Here is a 20,700-nt window from a genome sequence, read left to right as displayed (position 1 = left end):
AACCCCCTCCCGAACAGAGGGGGAGAGGCACATTACTCTTCGCTATCGCCCGATTTCGCACGCAGTGGAGAGTCAATCTCCACGCGGTCGATACGCTGCAGCCCGCGCATCAGCGAGCCGCGACGCCCGCGCTCGCCCACCACTTTCTGCAACTCTTCCGGACGCAGTTTGATCTTACGCTTGCCGACATGAATGGTCAGCGTGCTTAGCGGCGGCAGAATGAAGAGATGCGCCAGACCGTCTTCGCCTTTTGCGGCTTCCGCCGCCGGGATATTGATAATCTTGTTGCCCTTGCCTTTCGACAGCTGCGGCAGGTCGCTGACCGGGAACATCAGCATCCGTCCAGCCTGGGTGATCGCCAGCAGCATATCGCTGTCGTTCTCAATCACCAGCGGCGGCATAACGTGGGCGTTATCCGGCAGGCTGATCATCGCTTTACCCGCGCGGTTACGGGCAATCAGATCGTTGAAGGTACAGATGAAACCGTAACCGGCATCGGAGGCCATCAGCAGCTTCTGCTCTTCACCTTCCATCAGCATATGATCAACGGTCGCACCCGGTGGCAGCGTCAGCTTGCCGGTGATCGGCTCGCCCTGCCCGCGCGCCGACGGCAACGTGATCGGGTCGATGGCGTAGCTGCGCCCGGTGGAATCAAGGAACACCACCGGCTGGTTACTCTTGCCTTTCACCGCCGATTTGAAGCTATCGCCGGATTTGTAGCTCAGGCCCGGCGCGTCGATATCGTGGCCTTTCGCGCTACGCACCCAGCCGCTCTGGGACAGCACGATAGTCACCGGCTCAGACGGCTGCATGTCGTGCTCGTTCATCGCTTTCGCTTCTTCGCGCTCCTGCAGCGGTGAACGACGGTCGTCGCCGAAGGCTTCCGCATCCGCCTGCAACTCTTTGTTCAGCAAATTGCTCATCTTGCGTTCTGACGCCAGAATCGCCTGCAGCTGATCGCGCTCTTTCGCCAGCTCATTCTGTTCGCCGCGAATTTTCACCTCTTCCAGTTTGGCGAGGTGGCGCAATTTCAGTTCGAGGATCGCTTCAGCCTGGGTTTCGCTAATGCCAAAACGCGACATCAGTGCGGGCTTCGGCTCATCCTCGGTGCGAATGATCTCAATCACTTCATCGATATTGAGGAACGCCACCAGCAAACCTTCGAGGATATGCAGGCGCTTAAGGACTTTTTCCAGACGATAGTTCAGACGACGGCGTACCGTATCGCGACGGAACGCCAGCCACTCAGTCAGGATCTCCAGCAGGTTTTTCACCGACGGACGACCATCCAGACCGATCATGTTCAGGTTGATGCGGTAGCTTTTTTCCAGATCGGTAGTGGCGAACAGGTGGTTCATCACCTGGTCCATATCGACGCGGTTAGAGCGTGGGACAATCACCAGACGCGTCGGGTTTTCGTGGTCCGATTCGTCGCGAAGGTCGTCGACCATCGGCAGCTTTTTATTGCGCATCTGGGCGGCGATCTGCTCCAGCACTTTCGCGCCGGACACCTGGTGCGGCAGCGCGGTAATGACCACGGCGCCGTCTTCTTTATTCCACACCGCGCGCATGCGCACAGATCCGCGACCGTTCTGGTAGATTTTGCGGATTTCAGCGCGGGAGGTGATGATCTCCGCTTCGGTCGGATAGTCCGGCCCTTGCACGATATCCAGCAGTTCATCCAGCGTGGTTTTCGGCTGTTCAATCAGGGTAATGGCGGCTTTCGCCACTTCGCGCAGGTTGTGCGGCGGAATATCCGTCGCCATGCCAACCGCGATGCCGGTGGTGCCGTTCAGCAGGATATTCGGCAGACGGGCAGGCAGCATTTTCGGCTCCTGCATCGTGCCGTCGAAGTTTGGCACCCAGTCCACCGTGCCCTGGCCGAGTTCGCCGAGCAGCAGTTCTGCATATTTTGATAAGCGCGATTCGGTGTAACGCATCGCGGCGAAGGATTTCGGATCGTCCGGTGCCCCCCAGTTTCCCTGGCCATCGACCAGCGGATAACGGTAGGAGAACGGCTGCGCCATCAACACCATCGCTTCGTAACAGGCGCTGTCGCCGTGCGGATGGTATTTACCCAGCACGTCACCTACGGTACGGGCGGATTTTTTGAATTTGGCGCTGGCGTTCAGGCCCAGCTCAGACATCGCGTAAACGATGCGACGCTGAACAGGTTTCAGGCCATCGCCGATAAACGGCAGTGCCCTGTCCATGATGACGTACATGGAATAGTTCAGATAGGCGTTTTCAGTGAATTCATGTAGCGCGAGGCGCTCTGCCATATCGCTCATTAAATGTCATTCCTCAACTCAGAAACCTGTGGGTTTCAGGCAATATTGCCGCAGATACTACCCTATCTGACGAGTTGAGTCACAAAGAAAAAGGGCCGCAGAATCGGCCCTTTTCGTCATTATTTGTTCAGTTTGATAACTTGTTTGACGTCGATTTCAAACTCATTCCACTCTTTATCGACCTTACCCTGAATCTCGACCTGATCCTGCGGGGTGATGGTCTGTCCGTTCCAGCGTTTGTGGTCAATTTCCACATTCACCGTACCGGTGGTGTCGCGGAACAGGTAGCGGTCGTCGGACAGGCGCTCGGTAATGTTACCGCGCAGTTTGACCCAGCTGTCGTCCTTCTGATCTTTGACTTTGGCCGCGGTGGTCAGGTTAGCGTTATTGTCCACAAATCCGCCCTGCTGGGTTTGGGTTTGTGCAGGCGTTGCAGATGGACCGTTAAAGCCGCCTTCTGCAGCAAATACCGGAGCCGTGGTCATCATCATGATTGCCGTAATAGCTGCGAATTTTTTCATCGTTATCTCTCCCTTTAATGTTGTTTAGAACGCCATTAAACAGGGTAAACCTTAACAACTTCTTAAGGGGAAAATTTAAATTTTTTTGCTGTACAGCATGATGTCACAGGGGGTTTACTGCACATAAACCGCAGCATCAAGGAGGGGAACATGCGCATCTTACTGGTAGAAGACGACAGGCTGATTGGCGACGGCATCAAAGCGGGCTTAAGCAAAATGGGCTTTAGCGTTGACTGGTTTACCGACGGCAGCACAGGCAAGGCCGCGCTCTATACCGCCCCTTTCGATGCGGTGGTACTCGACCTGACGCTACCGGGCATGGACGGCCTCGACATCCTGCGCGACTGGCGCGAAAACGGGCGCAGCGAGCCGGTGCTGATCCTCACCGCGCGCGATGCCCTCGATCAGCGCGTCGAAGGTCTGCGTCTCGGCGCCGACGACTATCTGTGCAAACCCTTTGCCCTGGTCGAAGTGGCGGCGCGGCTCGAAGCACTGCTGCGCCGCAGCCACGGCAAATCCCGCAGCGAACTGCGCCACGGCAACGTGACGCTGGACCCCACAAGCCTGGTTGCTACGCTTAATGGCGAAACGCTGGCCCTTAAACCGAAAGAGTTCGCCCTGCTGGAGCTGCTGATGCGTAACGCCGGGCGCGTGCTGCCGCGCAAGCTTATCGAAGAAAAGCTCTATACCTGGGACGACGACGTCTCCAGCAACGCCGTCGAAGTCCACGTTCACCATTTACGCCGCAAGCTCGGCAGCCATTTTATCCGCACCGTTCACGGCATCGGCTATACCCTGGGTGACGCATGAAGCTGACACAACGCTTAAGCCTGAAACTGCGCCTGACGCTACTTTTTCTCGTGCTGTCCCTCGGCGCATGGCTGGCGGCAAGCGTGGTGGCCTGGCAGCAGACCACTCACAAGCTCGATAAACTGTTCGATACCCAGCAGATGCTGTTTGCCAAACGGCTGATGACCATGGATCTCGACGAGCTTAACGCGCCGGTGCGGATGAGCGATGTGCCCAAAAAAGCCAAACACGGCCATCTTGATGACGACGCGCTGGCGTTTGCCATCTACGCCAGCGACGGGAAAATGCTGCTGAACGACGGTGAAAATGGCCGGGATATTCCTTATCACTACCGTCGCGACGGTTTTACCGACGGGCGGCTGAAGGATGATAACGACGCGTGGCGTTTCCTGTGGCTGACCGCGCCGAACGGGAAATACCGGATTGTCGTCGGGCAAGAGTGGGAGTATCGCCAGGAGATGGCGCTGGATATTGTCACTTCGCAGCTGACTCCATGGCTGGTGGCGCTGCCGCTGATGCTGCTTTTGCTGATTGTTTTACTCGCGCGCGAACTGCGCCCTCTGAAAAACCTCGCCCTGACCTTGCGCCGTCGTTCGCCCGACGCCACTGACCGGCTGGCAACCGATGGGCTGCCGACGGAGGTGCGCCCGCTGCTCGACGCCCTGAACCATCTTTTTGCCCGCACGCAGGAGATGATGACCCGCGAGCGGCGCTTTACCTCCGATGCCGCCCACGAACTGCGCAGCCCGCTCACCGCTCTGAAGGTGCAAACCGAAGTGGCGCAACTGTCGCTGGACGATCCCGAGGCGCAGGCGAAAGCGCTCAACCAGCTTCACGCAGGCATCGACCGTGCCTCGCGGCTGGTGGATCAGCTCCTCACGCTGTCGCGCCTCGACTCACTGGAAAACCTCGATGATGTCCAGACGATCGCGATGGCCGATCTGCTGCAATCGTCGGTGATGGACAGTTACCATTCGGCGCAGCAGGCGGGCATCGAATTGCGCCTCAACATTCACGCGCCTCAGGTGGCGCGTTCGGGCCAGCCGCTGCTGCTGAGCCTGCTGGTGCGCAACCTGCTGGATAACGCCGTGCGCTACAGCCCGCGTGGAAGCGTGGTGAATGTCACGCTGGATGCGCAGAGTTTTACCGTACGCGACAACGGGCCGGGGATTTCGCCGGACGCGCTGGCGCGCATCGGCGAGCGTTTTTATCGTCCTCCGGGTCAGGAGCAGACCGGCAGCGGGCTGGGATTATCCATCGTCAAACGCATCGCGACGCTGCACGGCATGCGGGTAACGCTCGCCAATGCGCGCGAAGGCGGGTTTGAAGTGACAATAGGCTGGTAGTTGGATTATTGCGCTATAAGCAAAAGACTTTGCACATTTTGCTCATTTTTCCGCACCGTTATTACGGGTAACATGACTGCCAAACTTGCCAGTCTGAGGACAAATTATGAGCAATATTCTGATTATCAACGGTGCGAAAAAATTCGCCCACTCTAACGGCCAACTGAATGACACCCTGACCGAGGTCGCGGATGGTTTCCTGCGCGACGCCGGGCATGATGTTAAAGTGGTTCGCGCCGACAGCGATTACGACGTCAAAACCGAAGTGCAGAATTTCCTGTGGGCCGACGTGATTGTCTGGCAGATGCCAGGCTGGTGGATGGGCGCGCCGTGGACCGTCAAAAAGTACATGGACGATGTCTTCACCGAAGGTCACGGTTCCCTGTACGCCAGCGATGGCCGTACCCGCTCCGACGCCTCTAAAAAATACGGTTCCGGCGGTCTGCTGCACGGTAAAAAATACATGCTGTCCCTGACCTGGAACGCGCCGCTGGATGCCTTCACCGATGAAGATCAGTTCTTCCACGGCGTTGGCGTGGACGGGGCTTACCTGCCGTTCCATAAAGCCAATCAGTTCCTGGCGCTGGAGCCACTGCCGACCTTTATCGTCAACGACGTGATTAAAATGCCGGACGTGCCGCGCTATATCGCAGAATATCGCAAGCATCTGGCTGAGATTTTTGCTTAACTGGTTATTCAATTAAGACCCAATTAATTCGAGTTGCAGCCAACGCAGCTGCAACTTGAAGTATGCCGGGTAGAGAAGGAGTTAACCATGCTTACCGTTATTGCTGAAATTCGCACTCGTCCAGGTCAACATCACCGTCAGGCGGTGCTGGATGAATTCGTGAAAATTATCCCGACCGTTCTGAAAGAAGAAGGCTGCCACGGCTATGCGCCGATGGTGGACGCTGCCGCAGGCGTAAGCTTCCAGACCACCGCGCCCGATTCGATCATCATGGTTGAACTGTGGGAAACCGTGGCACACCTGGAAGCGCATCTGCAAACCGCGCACATGAAAGCGTGGAGCGAAGCGGTGAAAGGGAACGTTCTGGAAACGCATATCCGTATTCTGGAGCAAGGGGTTTAAGTTTTTGTATTTTGCCGGGCGACACCGCGTTTACCCGGCATTCAAAACCTGAGCCAGAGGCCCGGTAAGCTTAGCGCCACCGGGCTTTTTTATTACCAGTACAACTTCCAGCTTTGGGTAAAACGCACCAGCGCCTCCACGTAGAAGTAATCCCCCCAGCTCGCGCACTCATCCACGCCCTTATTGCTCGCCAGATGGTAAACCGAGTGCTTCAGCAGCCCGTTACCCTTCTCGTCTTTGCCCATCAGATAGTGACGGGTCAACGATGACATCATCCCTTTCGCCCACTCCAGATAGCGCTCGCGATCCGGGTCCGTCACCGGCAGGTGCTTCACCAGTTCCAGCAGGCCGCACACCGCAATCGCCGCCGACGATGAATCGCGCAGGGCATCGGTGCCCACCAGCGCCAGATCCCAGTGACAAACGTAATCCTCCGGCAGGCGGTTCAGGAAATAGTTCGCCAGCCGTTTCGACAGGGCGATCATCGTCTCGTCGCCGGTATAGATGTAGCTCAGCAGGAAACCGTAAATTCCCCACGCCTGGCCGCGCGACCAGCAGGAGTCATCCGCGTAGCCCTGCTGCGTATTGCCGTAGCGCGGCGCACCGGTTTTGACGTCCATGTAGTAGGTGTGGAACGTCGACGCGTCCTCGCGGATCAGGTAGGTCGCCGCCTGCATCACATGCGCTTTCGCCGCGTCGGCAAAGCGCGGATCGCCGGTCTGCTCCGTCGCCCAGTAGAGCAACGGCAGGTTCATGTTGCAGTCGATGATCATTCGTCCGGCCTGCTCCGGGTCGGACAGATCGCCCCACGCCTGGATGATCTTCGCCTTCTCGTGGAAGCGCTCAAGCAGCGCTTCGGCGGCCAGCAGCGAGAAACCACGCGCTTCGCGATTGCCCGTCAGACGCCAGGCCGCCACGCACGACAGGGTATAGAGGAAGCCTAAATCGTGGGTATTGGTATCATGGCGCCCGGCGATGCGCAGGCCAAACGAGCGGACGTTTTTCTCGGCCAGCGCACGGAATTTCTCGTCACCGCTCATCTCCCACGCCAGCCAAAGCTGCCCGGTCCAGAAACTGGTGGTCCATTCCACGTTTTCCGTCAGGGGATAAAAGCCCTCTACACAGGTTTCAGCCGGAAATTTTTCACCGAACTCCGTTAAATGACGGCTAATCAGTTCGAGGACATGATTCCGCGCCGAGCTTAGTTCATCACTGAACACGCGCGCATCAACGGGTGCAGGAATATCGGACAGGCGTTCCTCTGCGATACGATTTAACATATTTCGGTTCCTTCTTTGACAGCAAAAATTAGCGTGATGGATTTTGTTCTGCGATGTTGATGGCCTGCGCGCCGCGCCATTTGCTCTGGCAGGCAGATAAGGTAAAGGCAGAAATAAGGGTAAATGTCAGCGCCGTGGCACCCATGATGATATAAGTCTGCTCAAAGCCGATACGGTCATACATATATCCGGCAGGCGATGACACCACCACATTTCCGACATACAGCATCGCCTGATAGCCTAATAAATACATGGTAGCGTTGACGCGTTTGTCGAAATGCTCGGCGATATATTTAAATACCGACACTAGCAGCAGACAGATTTCCAGACCGTATAACGGTTTCAGAATCGAAATTAACAGGTGGGAATCGCACATGCCGGAAATAATCAGGCGTGCGCCCACCACTAATCCCACAATTAATAATCCGCGTTTGGCACCTATAAAGTTAACGAACAGCGGGATCACCATATACATCAGGAATTCCATCCCCGACTGTACCGTGCCCAGATAGCCAAAGACCGCGTTGCCCTGATGCACATCGTCGAAGAAGGTGACGAAGTAGCGCGAGAACTGCTGCTCAGCAATAAACATCATCCACGCCACGCCAGCCACATACAGGCAGAAGGCCCAAAACTTGCGGTTACGCAGCAGCGCGTAGACGTCCGACGGCGCGATTTTCTCTTTGGTCAGCACTTCCCCGGCATGAACGGAGTTAGTGTTCACTTTCAGGTTTAGCAGGACAATCAGCATGATGACCGAGGCGACGCTGCCCATAATAAAGTTATACGCCGGAGAGAGGTTAAACAGCAGGCCGGAGAAGGATGACGCTACCGCCCAGCCGAGGGAGCCCCACATACGAATCTGACCAAACTCCATGCCGTTCAACCGGCTAAAGCGATCGGAATAGGATTCGCACGCCGCCACGCCCGCATACCAGGCAAAGCTTAAATAGAGCGCACCGATAATAATCCCGAGCAGTGTGTTGGACATCAATAGTGGCTGGTAGACGTAAATAAAGAACGGTGCCATCAGGGCCGACATGGCCACTACAAAATAGAGTAGATATTTGCTCATCCCGATTTTATCGAGAATATAGCCGTAAATAGGTTTCAGAATAACGGAGAAGACACCGTTAACCGCAAATACCGTACCAATCACCGAACCGCTCAGGTTCGCTTTTTGGCCGAGCCAGATGGCCAGCAGGCCAATACTGGCCGACCAGGTAAAGAAATAGAGAAAAATAAAGGTACTAATTTTGTAGTATTCGGTTTTATTCGTTGAGCTGATTTTCATAGAATCCTCGCCAACAGGTAGGGTCCAGAGTGTTTATATAAAGAACGACAACTGACGTTCGCTGCCCGGTTCGTGAATCACGACCTGGTTATTGTTTATTTTCAGCCGCGGCGTGACCGCGTAGTTTTTCTGCTCCCCGGAAGCGGTGACAGCGCAGCAGAGCCAGCTTTCCCCGACCGGAATTTGTGTGGCAAGCACGGGAATCGATGCGCATTGCGCAAACATCACGCTGCTGTTCGGCGGCGTAACAATGCTGTCGGGCTGGCGCGAAAGATTGGGCGACAGATCGACAATCACGCTGCTGCCAATTTCCGCATTCAGAACACAGCCGCGCGCCTGCAGGCGATGCGCCGTTTTGATCACCGCAAAGCCCCCTTCCACCGTCTGCAAGGTGCGCGCGCTATTGATGCGATGCAGACGCAGATGCCACTCGCCGAACGGCACCAGCCAGGTGTCGATCTGCACGTCGTGCCACGGCGACCAGCGCGAGAAAATGAAGTTCTCATCAACGCGCACCGCGTCGCAGTCGCGCCGACCCCGGAAATAGTTATCGCCATCACTGAGCAGCAGCATCGAGTCGCAGGCCGCGTGTTTGATGCCGTAGCGCCCGCGTTCAATGGTGAAACCAAAGCGGCTTGAGTAGGCAAATTTGGTGTACTTCGCCTCGGTGTTGACGTAATTGTTCAGCTCCAGCTGCCCGGCGGTGAGCAGGGTCGCGTGCTGTGAATTGTCGGCGTGGATCAGGATCTGCTGCGCGTTGGGGATAACGTGTTTTTCAGCGCGTTCCGGCAAAGGCTGTTCCTGTGCCTGCCAGAACGGATGATCTTCACCCAGCGCCAGGATCAGGTAGGTTTTCAGCGCCCAGTACGGCGATCCCGGCGAGTTGTAATCCTCGCACATCGCCAGATTGGGATAGGCAAATCCGAGCGTCAGAATACCGTCGCGATCGAGGATCGGCTGCTGCTGCCACCAGCGCAGATGACGCAGAATGATCCCTTTCACAATGCCCGGTGTGAATACATCCAGCTCAGAAAACGCCACCGCGCTCCAGAACGCGACCATCGCAAAACGGTAGGTCAGGCTGCGGCCAAAGGGGATCGATGCCCCGTCGGCGGCAGACATAAAGATAAAATCGTCGGCAAACTGGCGTGCGCGATCGCGCAGCACTGCGGCCCGCGCCTCGTCGCCGCTCAGGGTGGCGTAGATCAGGCCATAGAAGTGGAACGCCATCGAGATGTAATAGTCTTTCGGGCGGCCCACGCCATCGGAATACCAGCCGTCGCCGAGGTAGTAAGCGTCCATCAGCGCAAAGCGACGATCGATGGCAGACTGGTCGAAAGGCAGTCCGGCGCGTTTAAAACCAAGCTGGACCATAATGGCAAAATAGTTCCAGTTGCTGTCCGGCATCTGGGCATCAGTGATCTGATTCAGCCAGGCGTGCAGGTTCTGCACCTCCCGCTCGCTGAAGAGATCCGTGAGCCGGTTCTGCAACAGCGCGAGCCCAAGGCCATAGGCCGCCATCTCCACCAGACGCTGATCGTAAGGCGCGGTTTCGCCCCAGTAACCGGCGCTTTGCGGGTCCGTCCCCTGTTTAATCGCAGTGATGTATTTCTCGCTGTAAGGCGTGCGCTCGCCGGAAGCCAGCAGTGGAAACAGCCCCCACAGGGCACGCGACAGCCCTTCCATTTCGGCAATATCCGTCGCGTAGTGCGCGCAGGTATCACCCAGCGAAATGCGTGAACTGCCCGGCGCAAACTGCTTGTCCAGCGCGCCTAACAGGGTATTTAGCTCCGCCACCACATCCTGACGGGAAGACAACGGATTTGATGTTTCTTTCTTTGCCGCCCACATACGCTCGTCCTCGTAATCATCTGCGGCAAAGAATAGTGAATGCATAACCCTCAGAAATGTTAGCCGTGTCACAGGGAAGAGAGATAAATAAACCTGAAGTTGAGAAAATTTAAAAAGGTGGTTTATAACGAGAAAGAGACGGGGAAAAGTTGAGTTTTATTGCACTATGCGCGACACGCCAAAATCCGACCATCTGGAGCTGATCGCCCTGAATGACACCATCGTGTCGTTCAGCCGCCTGTTCGCCAATACGGTGCGCTACCACCACTGGCATCAGTGTCTGGAAATTCTCTATGTCGAAGAGGGATTTGGCGTGGCGATTGTCGATAACCGCCACTACACCATGCGCCCCGGACGGCTGTTTTTTTTCCGCCGTTCACCCTGCATAAGGTGATGGTGGATGAACAGGCCGAAGCGATTTATCGCCGCACCATTATTCATCTCGATCATCACGCCGTACTGAAAGTGCTGCGAGATTTTCCGCAGGCGCAGCAGCGGCTGCAAAAACTGTCGCGACGCGGCGGGCCGGCCTGGGTCGCTGATGTTGCTCACTGTCAGGTGCACATCCATCACCTGCTGAGCTGCTACCAGCCGCCGATGAACAGTGAAAGCATCGCCAGCCTGCTGATTGCGCTGTTTGCCATGCTGCCGGACGACAGCGACGGCGCGCCCGGCAGCAGCCACGGCATCGCCAGCCAGGTGATGTTCTGGCTGGATGAGAACTATCAGGTTAAATTTAGCCTCGATGCGCTGGCGGCGGAACTGGGTAAATCCCGCAGCTACGTTTCCCGCAAATTCCATCTGGAAACGGGCGAGAAAATTCATGATTACCTGAATACGCTGCGGCTGCGAAAAGCCTGTGAATGCCTGTTACACAGCGAAGAGAGCGTGCGGGATATCGGTGCGCGGGTCGGATTTTCTGACGTGACCTACTTTATCAGCGCCTTCAGGAAGGGCATCGGCGAGACGCCCCTTCAGTACCGAAAAAATCATTCGGGCCGTTGAGCGGTATTTTGCCCGGCAGCTTCACGCGCTTTTCTTCCCCGGCTTTAATCCACGGTGAAATTCATTGATGCGCTTCATGGACTTAATCGTGCGCTGCGGCGCGGTGGAGGCCACCGACAGCACAATCATCTCCAGGCACAGCATCACCGTACCATGCAGCGGGATTTTGCCTTTTTCATTGCCGCGCGGAACGTGGATCACCACGCTCGCCTCTTTGCTGAAACGCGAATCGACGGCGTTGGTGAGCAGGATAGTTGGGATCCCCAGACGCCGGGCTTCGCGAAGGGTCGTCTGCCCTTCCCGGTGCGCGGATTTTTGCGCCATCATCACCAGCACATCCCCGCGCTGGAGTTCGATCAGCTGCTCGGCAAGGTTAATTCCGGTGCGGTTCAGTGCCGTCGCTGGCAGGCCAATGCGGCTGAACAGTCGCGCGGTATATTCCGCCAGAATTCCCGACGCGCCGATGCCAAAAATCGCCACCTGCCGCGCTTCGCCCAGCAACGCCACCGCCTGCGCCAGTGCGTAGCGGTTGGCCGGTTCAGACAGCACTTCGCAGGTGTGCTGATGCCCTTCGAGGACGAAATCGATACTGGAATTGACGTCGCTGGTCAGCGCTTTCACCGTGGTGGTGATCTTTTCGCTGGAGCTGAGCGTGGGGCCAAACCAGTGCTCAAGCGTCTGTTTGAGGTCGCGTAAACCGGCAAAACCCAGCGCCTGAATCGCCCGCACCACGGTGGCGTCAGAGGTTTTCAGCAGCGCGGCAATCTCCATCGCCGTCTGCTCCATCACCGCTTCGCGATTATCGTTGATGTAGCTGGCCACCAACAGCAGACGCGGCGTCAGCTGATGCCCGCGAGCACGAAAACGCTCGCCGTAGAGATCGACCCGCGATTTATCTTTTCTGATCATTTCGCCTCCGGCAGCGGACGCCCGGCGATTTGCGACTGCACCTGCGCCGCCATTAATCCCAGCGAGGCAAAGGAGTTGGAGATCGCCTCCTCGCGTGAGATCAGCACGTAATGCCCGGTGCGACAGGCATTAAGGAACTGGCACCAGCCGGGCATCACCGCCTCCATCGCTGCCAGCTCATCCTGCGGTTTACCGCCCGTATCGCCACGCCAGGTGGCGAAGACGAAATCCGCATCCAGCTCCGGCAGACGCTCAGCGCTGACGTCGATACGCCCGCCTTCAGGAATCGCGTCGATGAGTTTCGGGAAGGTGAATCCGGCATCGCGCAGCACGCGCCCTAAAGAGTGATAGCTGTGCATCACGGTGATTTTGCCCTGATTAGCCTGAATCACCGCGACGCTGATTTTATACGTATCAATCGTCGCTTTTAACGCCTTGATCTGCTCCTGATAGCGACGTTCAAGAATTTTCAGCCGTGCCTGCGTGCCGGTTAACTGCGCCAGCTTGCGGTAGATTTCCGGCGCCCCGCCGTCGAGGTGATCGATGCTCACCGTCGGCGCGATTTTCTCCAGCATCGCGACAGGCGTATTGCGGGTTGGTTCGGTGATGATCAGATCCGGCCTGGCGGCGGCGATGGCTTCAATATCGATATCAGCGGTGCCGATAAACTGAATCGCAGAGTTATCAAAATCCACGCCGGTCAGCAGCCCGCCGGAGCGAATAAAATGGCTGCCGTCCGGGCGCGTACGTCCGTGGCTCGCCACCGGCGGCACGCCGAGTTCAATCAGCGGAATGGTGATGTCAAGATCGTGCAGCGAGATGATGCGTTTCGGGTGCAGCGGCACCGTGACCGTGCGCCCCAGATCGTCAGTAAAGGTTTGAACAGGCTCAGCGGCGCTTGCGGAAAAGCCCGCCAGCAGCAACAACATTAACACTACGCGCATAACACTCCCCTTTTAAAACCGGTCCCGGCGCGCCCAGAGCAGCACCAGGAAAAACGGCCCGCCAATCAGCGAGATAACAATGCCCGCAGGCAGTTGCAGCGGCAAAAACGCCAGCCGCCCGACATTATCTGCCAGCAGAACCAACAGCGCGCCCAGCGCCGCACTGCCCACAAGCAACGTGGTCTGGCCGCCGCGCAGCAGAAAACGCGCCATGTGCGGCGCAATCAAACCGACAAATCCAATGCTCCCGACGCATGACACACAGGCGGCTGTCAGCAGCACCGGGGCCAGCACGCGAATCAGCGCCAGACGTGCGGTGCGCACACCCAGCCCGGTGGCCGTCTGGTTACCGAGCAGCGCGACATCTGCCGCGCGGGCCGTCAACAGCAGCAGCGCAAACCCGGGCAGCGCCCAGCCTGCCGCCACGCTCACCAGCGACCAGCTGGCGGCATGCAGGCTACCAGCCAGCCACAGCAGCGCGGTCTGCACGTCGCGCACGTCTGCCGTCGTCATAAAGACGCCCATTCCAGCGGCGAAGGTCCAGGAGACGCCGATGCCAATCAGGATAAAACGCGGACGAGAAATATCGCGGGCGAGCACCACCACCAGCAGCGCCGTCAGTAGCCCGCCCGCCATCCCCACGACCGGACGCCAGAACACTGACATCGCCGGGAACTGGAAAATCAGCAGCAGTACCGCCACGCTACATCCCTCTTTCACGCCGATCAGCCCCGGATCGGCCAGACCGTTGCGGGTGATGGACTGCATTGCCGCGCCCGCCATGCCCAGCATCGCCCCGCAAAGCACAGCCATCAGCAGGCGCGGCAGACGGATATCCTGCACAATGTAGCGCGCGTCGGGGCTAAGAGCGTCAGGAGAAAACAGCGCGCGGGCCACGTCTGAAGTGGGAACCGGAAGCGTGCCGTGGGTCAGGCCCATGACCAGCAGCGCGGAGATCAACGCGGTTAAAACGGCTAACCACGCCAGCGCTTTGGGGCGGATTAGGGTTGAAAATCGGCCCCAACGCAGCGGGCGCAATTCGGCGCGCAGCACGGCCCGGCTCATCGGAACATCCTCGCGGCAATCAGAATAAACACGGGCGCACCCACCAGCGCGGTCATCACGCCGGTCGCCAGTTCGTGGGGCATAAACAGGGTGCGCGCGGCGATATCTGCCAGCAGTAACACCAGCGCGCCGCAGCAGGCCGAGAGCGGCACCATGACGCGCAAATCCACCGACACCAGACGGCGAATCAGCTGCGGAACGACGAGGCCGATAAACCCAATCGGCCCGGCGATCGACACGGCGGCACCGCACAGTAACGCGATGGCGATCAGCGCGAGTATCCGCGTGCGGATAAGGGACACGCCTAGCCCCTGCGCCATGCGATCGCCCAGCGCCAGCATGTTCAGGGAAGGTGAAATAGCTATGGAAAGGGCCAATCCGCCCGCCGCGACCCAGGCGGCGTTTTGCGTGGCCGCCCAGCTTAACCCTGCCAGATCGCCCGCCAGCCAGGTGCGCATCGCCAGCAGGGTTTGTTCATCAAGGATCAGCACCGCTGCGGTGATGGATGAGGCGAACGCCGACAGCGCTACGCCGCAGAGCGTCACTTTCATCGGCGTCAGGCCAGTGCGACCGGCAGACGACAGCGTGAGCACCAGCAGGAACAGGAGTGCCGCGCCCGCCGCCGCAATCAGCGGCCGCCCAAACGGCAGCGCCAGCCCGAGGGCGCTGGTTAAAACCACTGCCAGTGCGGCTCCGGCGTTTAGCCCCAGAATATGCGGTTCACCCAGTGGATTGCGGATCACCGCCTGCAGCAGTACACCCGCCACGCCGAGTGCAGCGCCGGTAGTAAGTGCTGCCACCAGACGCAGCAGGCGCAGGTTGATGATCACATTGTGATCGAAGTTGCGCGGGTCAAACGCCAGAAACGCCTGCACCACGGTCTGCGGGGCGATAAACCGCGCGCCGAGGCCCAGATGGATAATCGCGCCCATAAGCAGCAGCGCCAAAAACAGGGCAGAAGTCAGTCCTGTGCGCATCATGCTTTTTCGCTACCGCGACGAAACGGGATAAAGAACGGTTTGCCGGTCATCGGGTTGATCGACATTTGCACATCGACGTCAAACACCGTTTTGATGAGTTCCGGCGTGCAGACGTCGCCCTCATGAAGCACGCCCTGCACTTTGCCTTCGCGTAAGAAAACCAGCGTATCGCCGTAGTTCACCGCAAAATTAAGATCGTGGAGCACCACCACCACCGTACGGCCGTGGTGACGGGTGAGATCGTGCAGGAGTTCGAGGATCTCCACCTGATAGCGCAGATCGAGAAAAGTCGTCGGCTCGTCCAGCAGAATCACTGGCGTTTGCTGCGCCAGTGCCATTGCGATCCAGCAGCGCTGGCGCTGACCGCCCGAGAGACTCTCGACGGGCAGATGGGCGAAGGCTTGCGTGCCGGTCAGACGCAGCGCCTCTTCCACGGCCTGTTCGTCGGCATCGCTCCACTGGCGCATAAAATTCTGCCAGGGAAAACGCCCGCGCGAGATCAGCTCAAATACCGTTAGCCCTTCCGGCAGCAAAGGCGATTGCGGCAGAATGCCCAGTTCGCGTGAAACTGCTTTGGTTGGCTGGTCGTGCAGGACTTTGCCGTCGAGCAACACCGCGCCGCCCATCGGCTGCAACAGACGCGCCATCGTACTAAGAAGCGTCGATTTCCCGCAGCCGTTCGCCCCGACCAGCACGGTCATTTTTTCAGAAGGGATAGTGAGGGAAATATCATCGACGATGATTTTTTTCTGATAGCCAGCAGAGAGGTTTTCGACAACCAACCCCTGCTTTGTCGCGTTATGAGCCACGTGTGCGCCAACTTAATCAAATAACAAATAAATAAAAATAAATCTCATTCTCTTTTGTGAGTTTGCCGCTGCGCCATGTAGTAGTCAAGGGGATAAACACCCTGAAAAAACCAGGGATTAGTCGATCGATACGCATGTTCCACGAAAGTCATTAATTGATTATTTTCAGTCAATTACATTTTTTAGCAGCATCCCAGATCAGGCGATTTTTTGCTGTAGCCGAATTTTGCTTTTTTCCATTTACTACTACATTCCTGCATGATTGAATGATTCTCAATTACATACCCGACTCCGCACAGGCAAACGGGTAGCGCTTTACGGGCAATGACACACCATCTTCACCCGCGACCATGCGCGGGTATTTCGGGAAAACAGATCCAATGGCTATGTACACACCTTCATTCTCTGGGATTAAAGGGCGCGCGCTCTTTTCACTGCTGTTCCTCGCGCCACTGGCGCAGGCGGCTGACAGCACCACCGCGAAAGACGGCGAAACGCTGACCGTCACCGCCGATCCTTCCGCGAAAACCGATGCCACTAACGGCTATCAGCCGCTGAACACCTCCACCGCCACGCTCACGACTATGCCGATGCTGGACATCCCGCAGGTGGTCAATACCGTGAGCGATCAGGTACTGGAAGATCAGCACGCCACCACACTCGACGAGGCGCTGTACAACGTCAGCAACGTGGTGCAAACCAACACCCTCGGCGGGACGCAGGATGCGTTTGTGCGCCGTGGTTTTGGCGCAAACCGTGACGGGTCGATCATGACCAACGGCCTGCGCACCGTGCTCCCGCGCAGCTTTAATGCCTCGACGGAGCGCGTCGAAGTGCTGAAAGGCCCGGCGTCGACGCTGTACGGCATCCTCGATCCAGGCGGGCTGATTAACGTGGTAACGAAGCGCCCGGAAAGAGAGTTCGGCGGTTCGATCTCGGCGACCTCCACCAGCTTTGGCGGCGGCACCGGGCAGCTCGATGTGACCGGCCCAATTGAAGGCACACGTCTGGCGTATCGCCTGACGGGTGAGTATCAGAGAGAGGATTACTGGCGTAATTTCGGCAAAGAGCGCAGCACCTTTATCGCGCCGTCTCTGACCTGGTTTGGCGATGATGCTACCGTCACGGTGCTCTATTCGCATCGCGATTATCAGACGCCATTCGATCGCGGAACGATCTTCGATTTAACGACCAAACAGCCGGTCGATGTGGATCGCAAGACGCGCTTTGACGAACCGTTCAACATTACCGACGGTGAATCCGATCTGGCCCAGCTGAACGCGGAGTACCGTCTCAACAGCCAGTGGACCGCCAAATTCGACTACAGCTTTAGCCAGGATAAATACACGGATAACCAGGCGCGCGTGATGGCCTACGATTCCGCCACCGGCAATCTGACCCGCCGCGTGGACGCCACGCAAGGCTCGACTCAGCGCATGCACTCCACCCGTGCGGATCTGCAGGGGAACGTGGATATTGCCGGGTTTTACAATGAGATCCTGACCGGCGTCTCTTATGAGAATTACGATCTGCTGCGCACGGATATGATCCGCTGTAAGAACGTTAAAGATTTCAATATCTACAACCCGTCCTACGGCAATCTGAGCAAATGCACGACCGTGTCGGCGTCGGACAGCGATCAGACCATTAAGCAGGAGAGCTATTCCGCCTACGTGCAGGATGCCCTCTATCTGACGGATAAATGGATCGCCGTCACCGGCCTGCGCTATCAGTCCTACACGCAGTATGCGGGGAAAGGCCGTCCGTTTAACGTCAATACCGACAGCCGCGACGACCAGTGGACGCCGAAAGCGGGGCTGGTTTACAAGCTCACGCCGTCGGTGTCGCTTTTCGCCAACTACTCGCAGACGTTTATGCCGCAATCGTCTATCGCCAGCTACATTGGTAACCTGCCGCCGGAAACATCCAATGCCTACGAAGTGGGCGCGAAGTTTGACCTGTTCGACGGAATTACCGCTAATATCGCGCTGTTTGATATCCATAAACGCAACGTGCTTTACACTGAGAGCGTCGGTGATGAGACGGTGGCGAAAACCGCCGGACGCGTGCGTTCGCAGGGCGTGGAAGTGGATCTGGCAGGCCGGTTAACCGAGAACACGAATGTGATCGCCAGCTATGGCTACACGGACGCGAAGGTGCTGGAAGATCCGGATTACGCCGGTAAACCGCTGCCAAACGTACCGCGTCACACAGGTTCTCTGTTCCTGACTTACGACATTAACAATGTGATCGGCGGGAATACCCTGACGCTCGGCGGCGGCGGGCATGGCGTGAGTCGTCGCTCCGCCACCAACGGCGCAGATTATTATCTGCCGGGCTACGTGGTGGCCGACGCTTTTGCAGCATACAAACTGAAGCTGCAGTATCCGGTGACGCTCCAGCTGAACGTGAAAAACCTGTTTGATAAGACCTATTACACGTCGTCGATTGGCACCAATAACCTGGGGAACCAGATTGGCGATCCGCGTGAAGTGCAGTTTACGGTGAAGATGGATTTTTGATGTAAAAAAGCCCGGTAGCGCGCTACGCTTACCGGGCTTAGAATTTATTCCCACTCCCTTTCGGGAGTGAGTCAGCATGAGAACATCAGGCCTCAATATCCGCCATATCGCCTTTTTCCTGCAACCAGTTGCGTCGGTCTTCGGAACGCTTCTTGGCTAACAGCATATCCATCATTGCGTTGGTCTGCTGCTCGTCTTCGTCGCTGATAATCAGCTGCACCAGACGGCGAGTATTGGGGTCCAGCGTGGTTTCACGCAGCTGCATCGGGTTCATTTCGCCCAGCCCTTTAAAGCGCTGCACGTTAGGTTTGCCTTTCTTGCGCTTCAGTTGCTCCAGCACACCCGCTTTCTCTTCTTCCGTCAGGGCGTAATAGACCTCTTTGCCGAGGTCGATACGGTACAGCGGCGGCAGCGCAACGTGAACGTGACCGTTCTTCACCAGCGCGCGGAAGTGTTTCACAAACAGGGCGCACAGCAGCGTGGCGATGTGCAGACCATCGGAGTCCGCATCCGCGAGGATACAGATCTTGCCGTAACGCAGCTGGCTTAAATCGTCGCTGTCCGGATCGATGCCGATCGCAACCGAGATATCATGCACCTCCTGAGACGCCAGTACCTCATCGGAGGAGACTTCCCAGGTGTTTAGGATCTTACCCTTCAGCGGCATGATCGCCTGATATTCACGGTCGCGCGCCTGCTTGGCTGAGCCGCCCGCCGAGTCACCTTCGACGAGGAACAGTTCGGTGCGATTCAAATCCTGCGCCGTGCAGTCGGCCAGTTTACCCGGCAGAGCCGGACCGCTGGTCAGCTTTTTACGCACCACTTTCTTCGCCGCGCGCATACGGCGCTGGGCGCTGGAAATCGCCATTTCAGCCAGCATTTCTGCCGTCTGAATGTTCTGGTTCAGCCACAGGCTGAAGGCGTCTTTGACCACGCCGGAGACAAAGGCCGCGCATTGGCGCGAAGAGAGACGCTCTTTGGTCTGACCGGCAAACTGTGGGTCCTGCATTTTGACCGACAGGACATACGCGCAGCGATCCCAGATATCTTCCGCCGACAGCTTCACGCCGCGCGGCAGGATATTGCGGTATTCGCAAAACTCACGCATCGCATCCAGCAGCCCCTGACGCAGACCGTTGACGTGCGTACCGCCCTGCATCGTCGGGATCAGGTTGACGTAGCTTTCTGTCAGCAGCTCGCCGCCTTCGGGCAGCCACAAGAGCGCCCAGTCGACCGCTTCCGTATCACCGGAGAAGTTACCGAGGAACGGTTTTTCTGGCAGGGTTGGCAGGCCGTTAATCGCTTCGCCCAGATAGTCGTTCAGACCATCCTGATAGCACCAGCGCTGCTCGCTGCCGTTCACTTCGTCTTTGAAGGTAATTTCAACGCCAGGGCACAGCACCGCTTTCGCTTTCAGAATGTGCGTTAAGCGCGAAACGGAGAAACGTGGGCTGTCGAAGAAGCTTTCGTCGGGCCAGAAATGGACGCTGGTCCCGGTATTGCGTTTGCCGCAGGTGCCGATGACCTGCAGGTCCTGAACTTTGTCGCCGTTTTCAAAGGCGATGTTGTAGACCTGGCCGTCGCGGCGCACGGTCACTTCCACGCGCTTAGAGAGGGCGTTGACCACGGAGATCCCCACGCCGTGCAGGCCGCCGGAGAACTGGTAGTTTTTATTGGAGAACTTACCGCCCGCGTGCAGACGGCAAAGGATCAGTTCAACAGCAGGGACACCCTCTTCCGGGTGAATATCGACAGGCATACCGCGCCCGTCGTCGATCACTTCGAGGGACTGGTCGGCATGCAGGATCACATCGATGCGTTTGGCATGGCCTGCCAGCGCTTCGTCCACACTGTTATCAATAACTTCCTGGCCCAGGTGGTTTGGGCGAGTGGTATCGGTGTACATCCCAGGGCGGCGGCGAACCGGCTCAAGCCCGGTGAGTACCTCAATGGCATCAGCGTTATAGGTTTGCGTCATGATTT

General features: G+C 57.5%; 16 protein-coding genes and 1 pseudogene. 6 read left to right on the top strand and 11 right to left on the bottom strand.

Annotated features, from left to right (window positions below; translation table 11 throughout):
* Positions 1-32: 32 nt before the first annotated feature.
* Positions 33-2,291 (bottom strand): DNA topoisomerase IV subunit A, encoded by a 2,259-nt coding sequence (gene parC, locus DAI21_RS08230; RefSeq protein WP_107702829.1) that lies wholly within the window; start codon positions 2,289-2,291, stop codon positions 33-35.
* Positions 2,292-2,410: 119 nt separating this feature from the next.
* Positions 2,411-2,812, bottom strand: coding sequence for a YgiW/YdeI family stress tolerance OB fold protein (locus DAI21_RS08225; RefSeq protein WP_100778912.1), 402 nt, complete (start codon positions 2,810-2,812; stop codon positions 2,411-2,413).
* A gap of 150 nt (positions 2,813-2,962) precedes the next feature.
* Between DAI21_RS08225 and qseB the strand changes: the two genes are divergently transcribed.
* The 4 genes from qseB to DAI21_RS08205 all read left to right on the top strand — a co-directional run bounded on the left by qseB (position 2,963) and on the right by DAI21_RS08205 (position 6,058).
* Positions 2,963-3,622 (top strand): quorum sensing response regulator transcription factor QseB, encoded by a 660-nt coding sequence (gene qseB, locus DAI21_RS08220; RefSeq protein WP_102104774.1) that lies wholly within the window; start codon positions 2,963-2,965, stop codon positions 3,620-3,622.
* Positions 3,619-4,968: a quorum sensing histidine kinase QseC gene (qseC, locus tag DAI21_RS08215; RefSeq protein ID WP_107702828.1), complete on the top strand. Its 1,350-nt coding sequence runs from the start codon at positions 3,619-3,621 to the stop codon at positions 4,966-4,968. The genes qseB and qseC overlap by 4 nt, the downstream gene beginning before the upstream one ends.
* 106 nt (positions 4,969-5,074) lie before the next feature.
* Entirely contained in the window at positions 5,075-5,656 is a 582-nt protein-coding gene (locus DAI21_RS08210; protein ID WP_100778909.1) for an NAD(P)H-dependent oxidoreductase, read from the top strand.
* Positions 5,657-5,743: 87 nt separating this feature from the next.
* Positions 5,744-6,058, top strand: a complete 315-nt coding sequence (locus tag DAI21_RS08205) for a putative quinol monooxygenase (RefSeq protein WP_100778908.1) — start codon at positions 5,744-5,746, stop codon at positions 6,056-6,058.
* A gap of 92 nt (positions 6,059-6,150) precedes the next feature.
* Here DAI21_RS08205 and DAI21_RS08200 read toward each other — a convergent pair whose 3' ends face one another.
* From DAI21_RS08200 to DAI21_RS08190, 3 genes are read right to left on the bottom strand one after another with little or no spacing between them, the layout of a single operon-like run.
* The gene (locus tag DAI21_RS08200; protein ID WP_107702827.1) at positions 6,151-7,338 is read right to left on the bottom strand and encodes a glycoside hydrolase family 88 protein; all 1,188 of its coding nucleotides are present in this window, start codon (positions 7,336-7,338) and stop codon (positions 6,151-6,153) included.
* 28 nt (positions 7,339-7,366) lie between these two features.
* A complete protein-coding gene (locus tag DAI21_RS08195) occupies positions 7,367-8,632 on the bottom strand; it encodes an oligosaccharide MFS transporter (protein ID WP_100778906.1) in 1,266 nt (421 codons plus the stop codon).
* A gap of 33 nt (positions 8,633-8,665) precedes the next feature.
* Positions 8,666-10,483: a DUF2264 domain-containing protein gene (locus tag DAI21_RS08190; protein ID WP_107702826.1), complete on the bottom strand. Its 1,818-nt coding sequence runs from the start codon at positions 10,481-10,483 to the stop codon at positions 8,666-8,668.
* 166 nt (positions 10,484-10,649) lie between these two features.
* Between DAI21_RS08190 and DAI21_RS08185 the strand changes: the two are divergent.
* Positions 10,650-11,488, top strand: a pseudogene (locus DAI21_RS08185) (helix-turn-helix domain-containing protein).
* A gap of 21 nt (positions 11,489-11,509) precedes the next feature.
* On the opposite strand, the gene DAI21_RS08180 reads toward DAI21_RS08185, so the two are convergent.
* From DAI21_RS08180 to DAI21_RS08160, 5 genes are read right to left on the bottom strand one after another with little or no spacing between them, the layout of a single operon-like run.
* On the bottom strand, positions 11,510-12,397 hold the full coding sequence (locus DAI21_RS08180) for a MurR/RpiR family transcriptional regulator (RefSeq protein ID WP_100778903.1): 888 nt from the start codon (positions 12,395-12,397) through the stop codon (positions 11,510-11,512).
* Positions 12,394-13,341 (bottom strand): iron-siderophore ABC transporter substrate-binding protein, encoded by a 948-nt coding sequence (locus DAI21_RS08175; protein WP_107702825.1) that lies wholly within the window; start codon positions 13,339-13,341, stop codon positions 12,394-12,396. The genes DAI21_RS08180 and DAI21_RS08175 overlap by 4 nt, the downstream gene beginning before the upstream one ends.
* 12 nt (positions 13,342-13,353) lie before the next feature.
* Entirely contained in the window at positions 13,354-14,406 is a 1,053-nt protein-coding gene (locus DAI21_RS08170) for an iron ABC transporter permease (protein WP_234419520.1), read from the bottom strand.
* The gene (locus DAI21_RS08165; protein WP_107702824.1) at positions 14,403-15,386 is read right to left on the bottom strand and encodes an iron ABC transporter permease; all 984 of its coding nucleotides are present in this window, start codon (positions 15,384-15,386) and stop codon (positions 14,403-14,405) included. Before DAI21_RS08165 ends, DAI21_RS08170 begins: the two co-directional genes overlap by 4 nt.
* Positions 15,383-16,195 (bottom strand): ABC transporter ATP-binding protein, encoded by an 813-nt coding sequence (locus tag DAI21_RS08160; protein WP_107702823.1) that lies wholly within the window; start codon positions 16,193-16,195, stop codon positions 15,383-15,385. The genes DAI21_RS08165 and DAI21_RS08160 overlap by 4 nt, the downstream gene beginning before the upstream one ends.
* 380 nt (positions 16,196-16,575) lie before the next feature.
* Here DAI21_RS08160 and DAI21_RS08155 point away from each other — a divergent pair, with 380 nt between their 5' ends.
* Positions 16,576-18,717, top strand: coding sequence for a TonB-dependent siderophore receptor (locus DAI21_RS08155; RefSeq protein WP_107702822.1), 2,142 nt, complete (start codon positions 16,576-16,578; stop codon positions 18,715-18,717).
* An 85-nt stretch (positions 18,718-18,802) separates the two neighbouring features.
* Here the strand turns inward: DAI21_RS08155 and parE are convergent, their stop codons facing one another.
* Positions 18,803-20,695: a DNA topoisomerase IV subunit B gene (parE, locus tag DAI21_RS08150; RefSeq protein ID WP_102104784.1), complete on the bottom strand. Its 1,893-nt coding sequence runs from the start codon at positions 20,693-20,695 to the stop codon at positions 18,803-18,805.
* Between the last annotated feature and the right edge of the window lie 5 nt (positions 20,696-20,700).

It is taken from the genome of Lelliottia sp. WB101, assembly GCF_003051885.1.
Lineage (GTDB): Bacteria > Pseudomonadota > Gammaproteobacteria > Enterobacterales > Enterobacteriaceae > Enterobacter > Enterobacter nimipressuralis.
The sequence above is the reverse complement of the archived record's forward strand: the minus strand, read 5'-3'. Positions and strand labels throughout refer to the sequence as shown.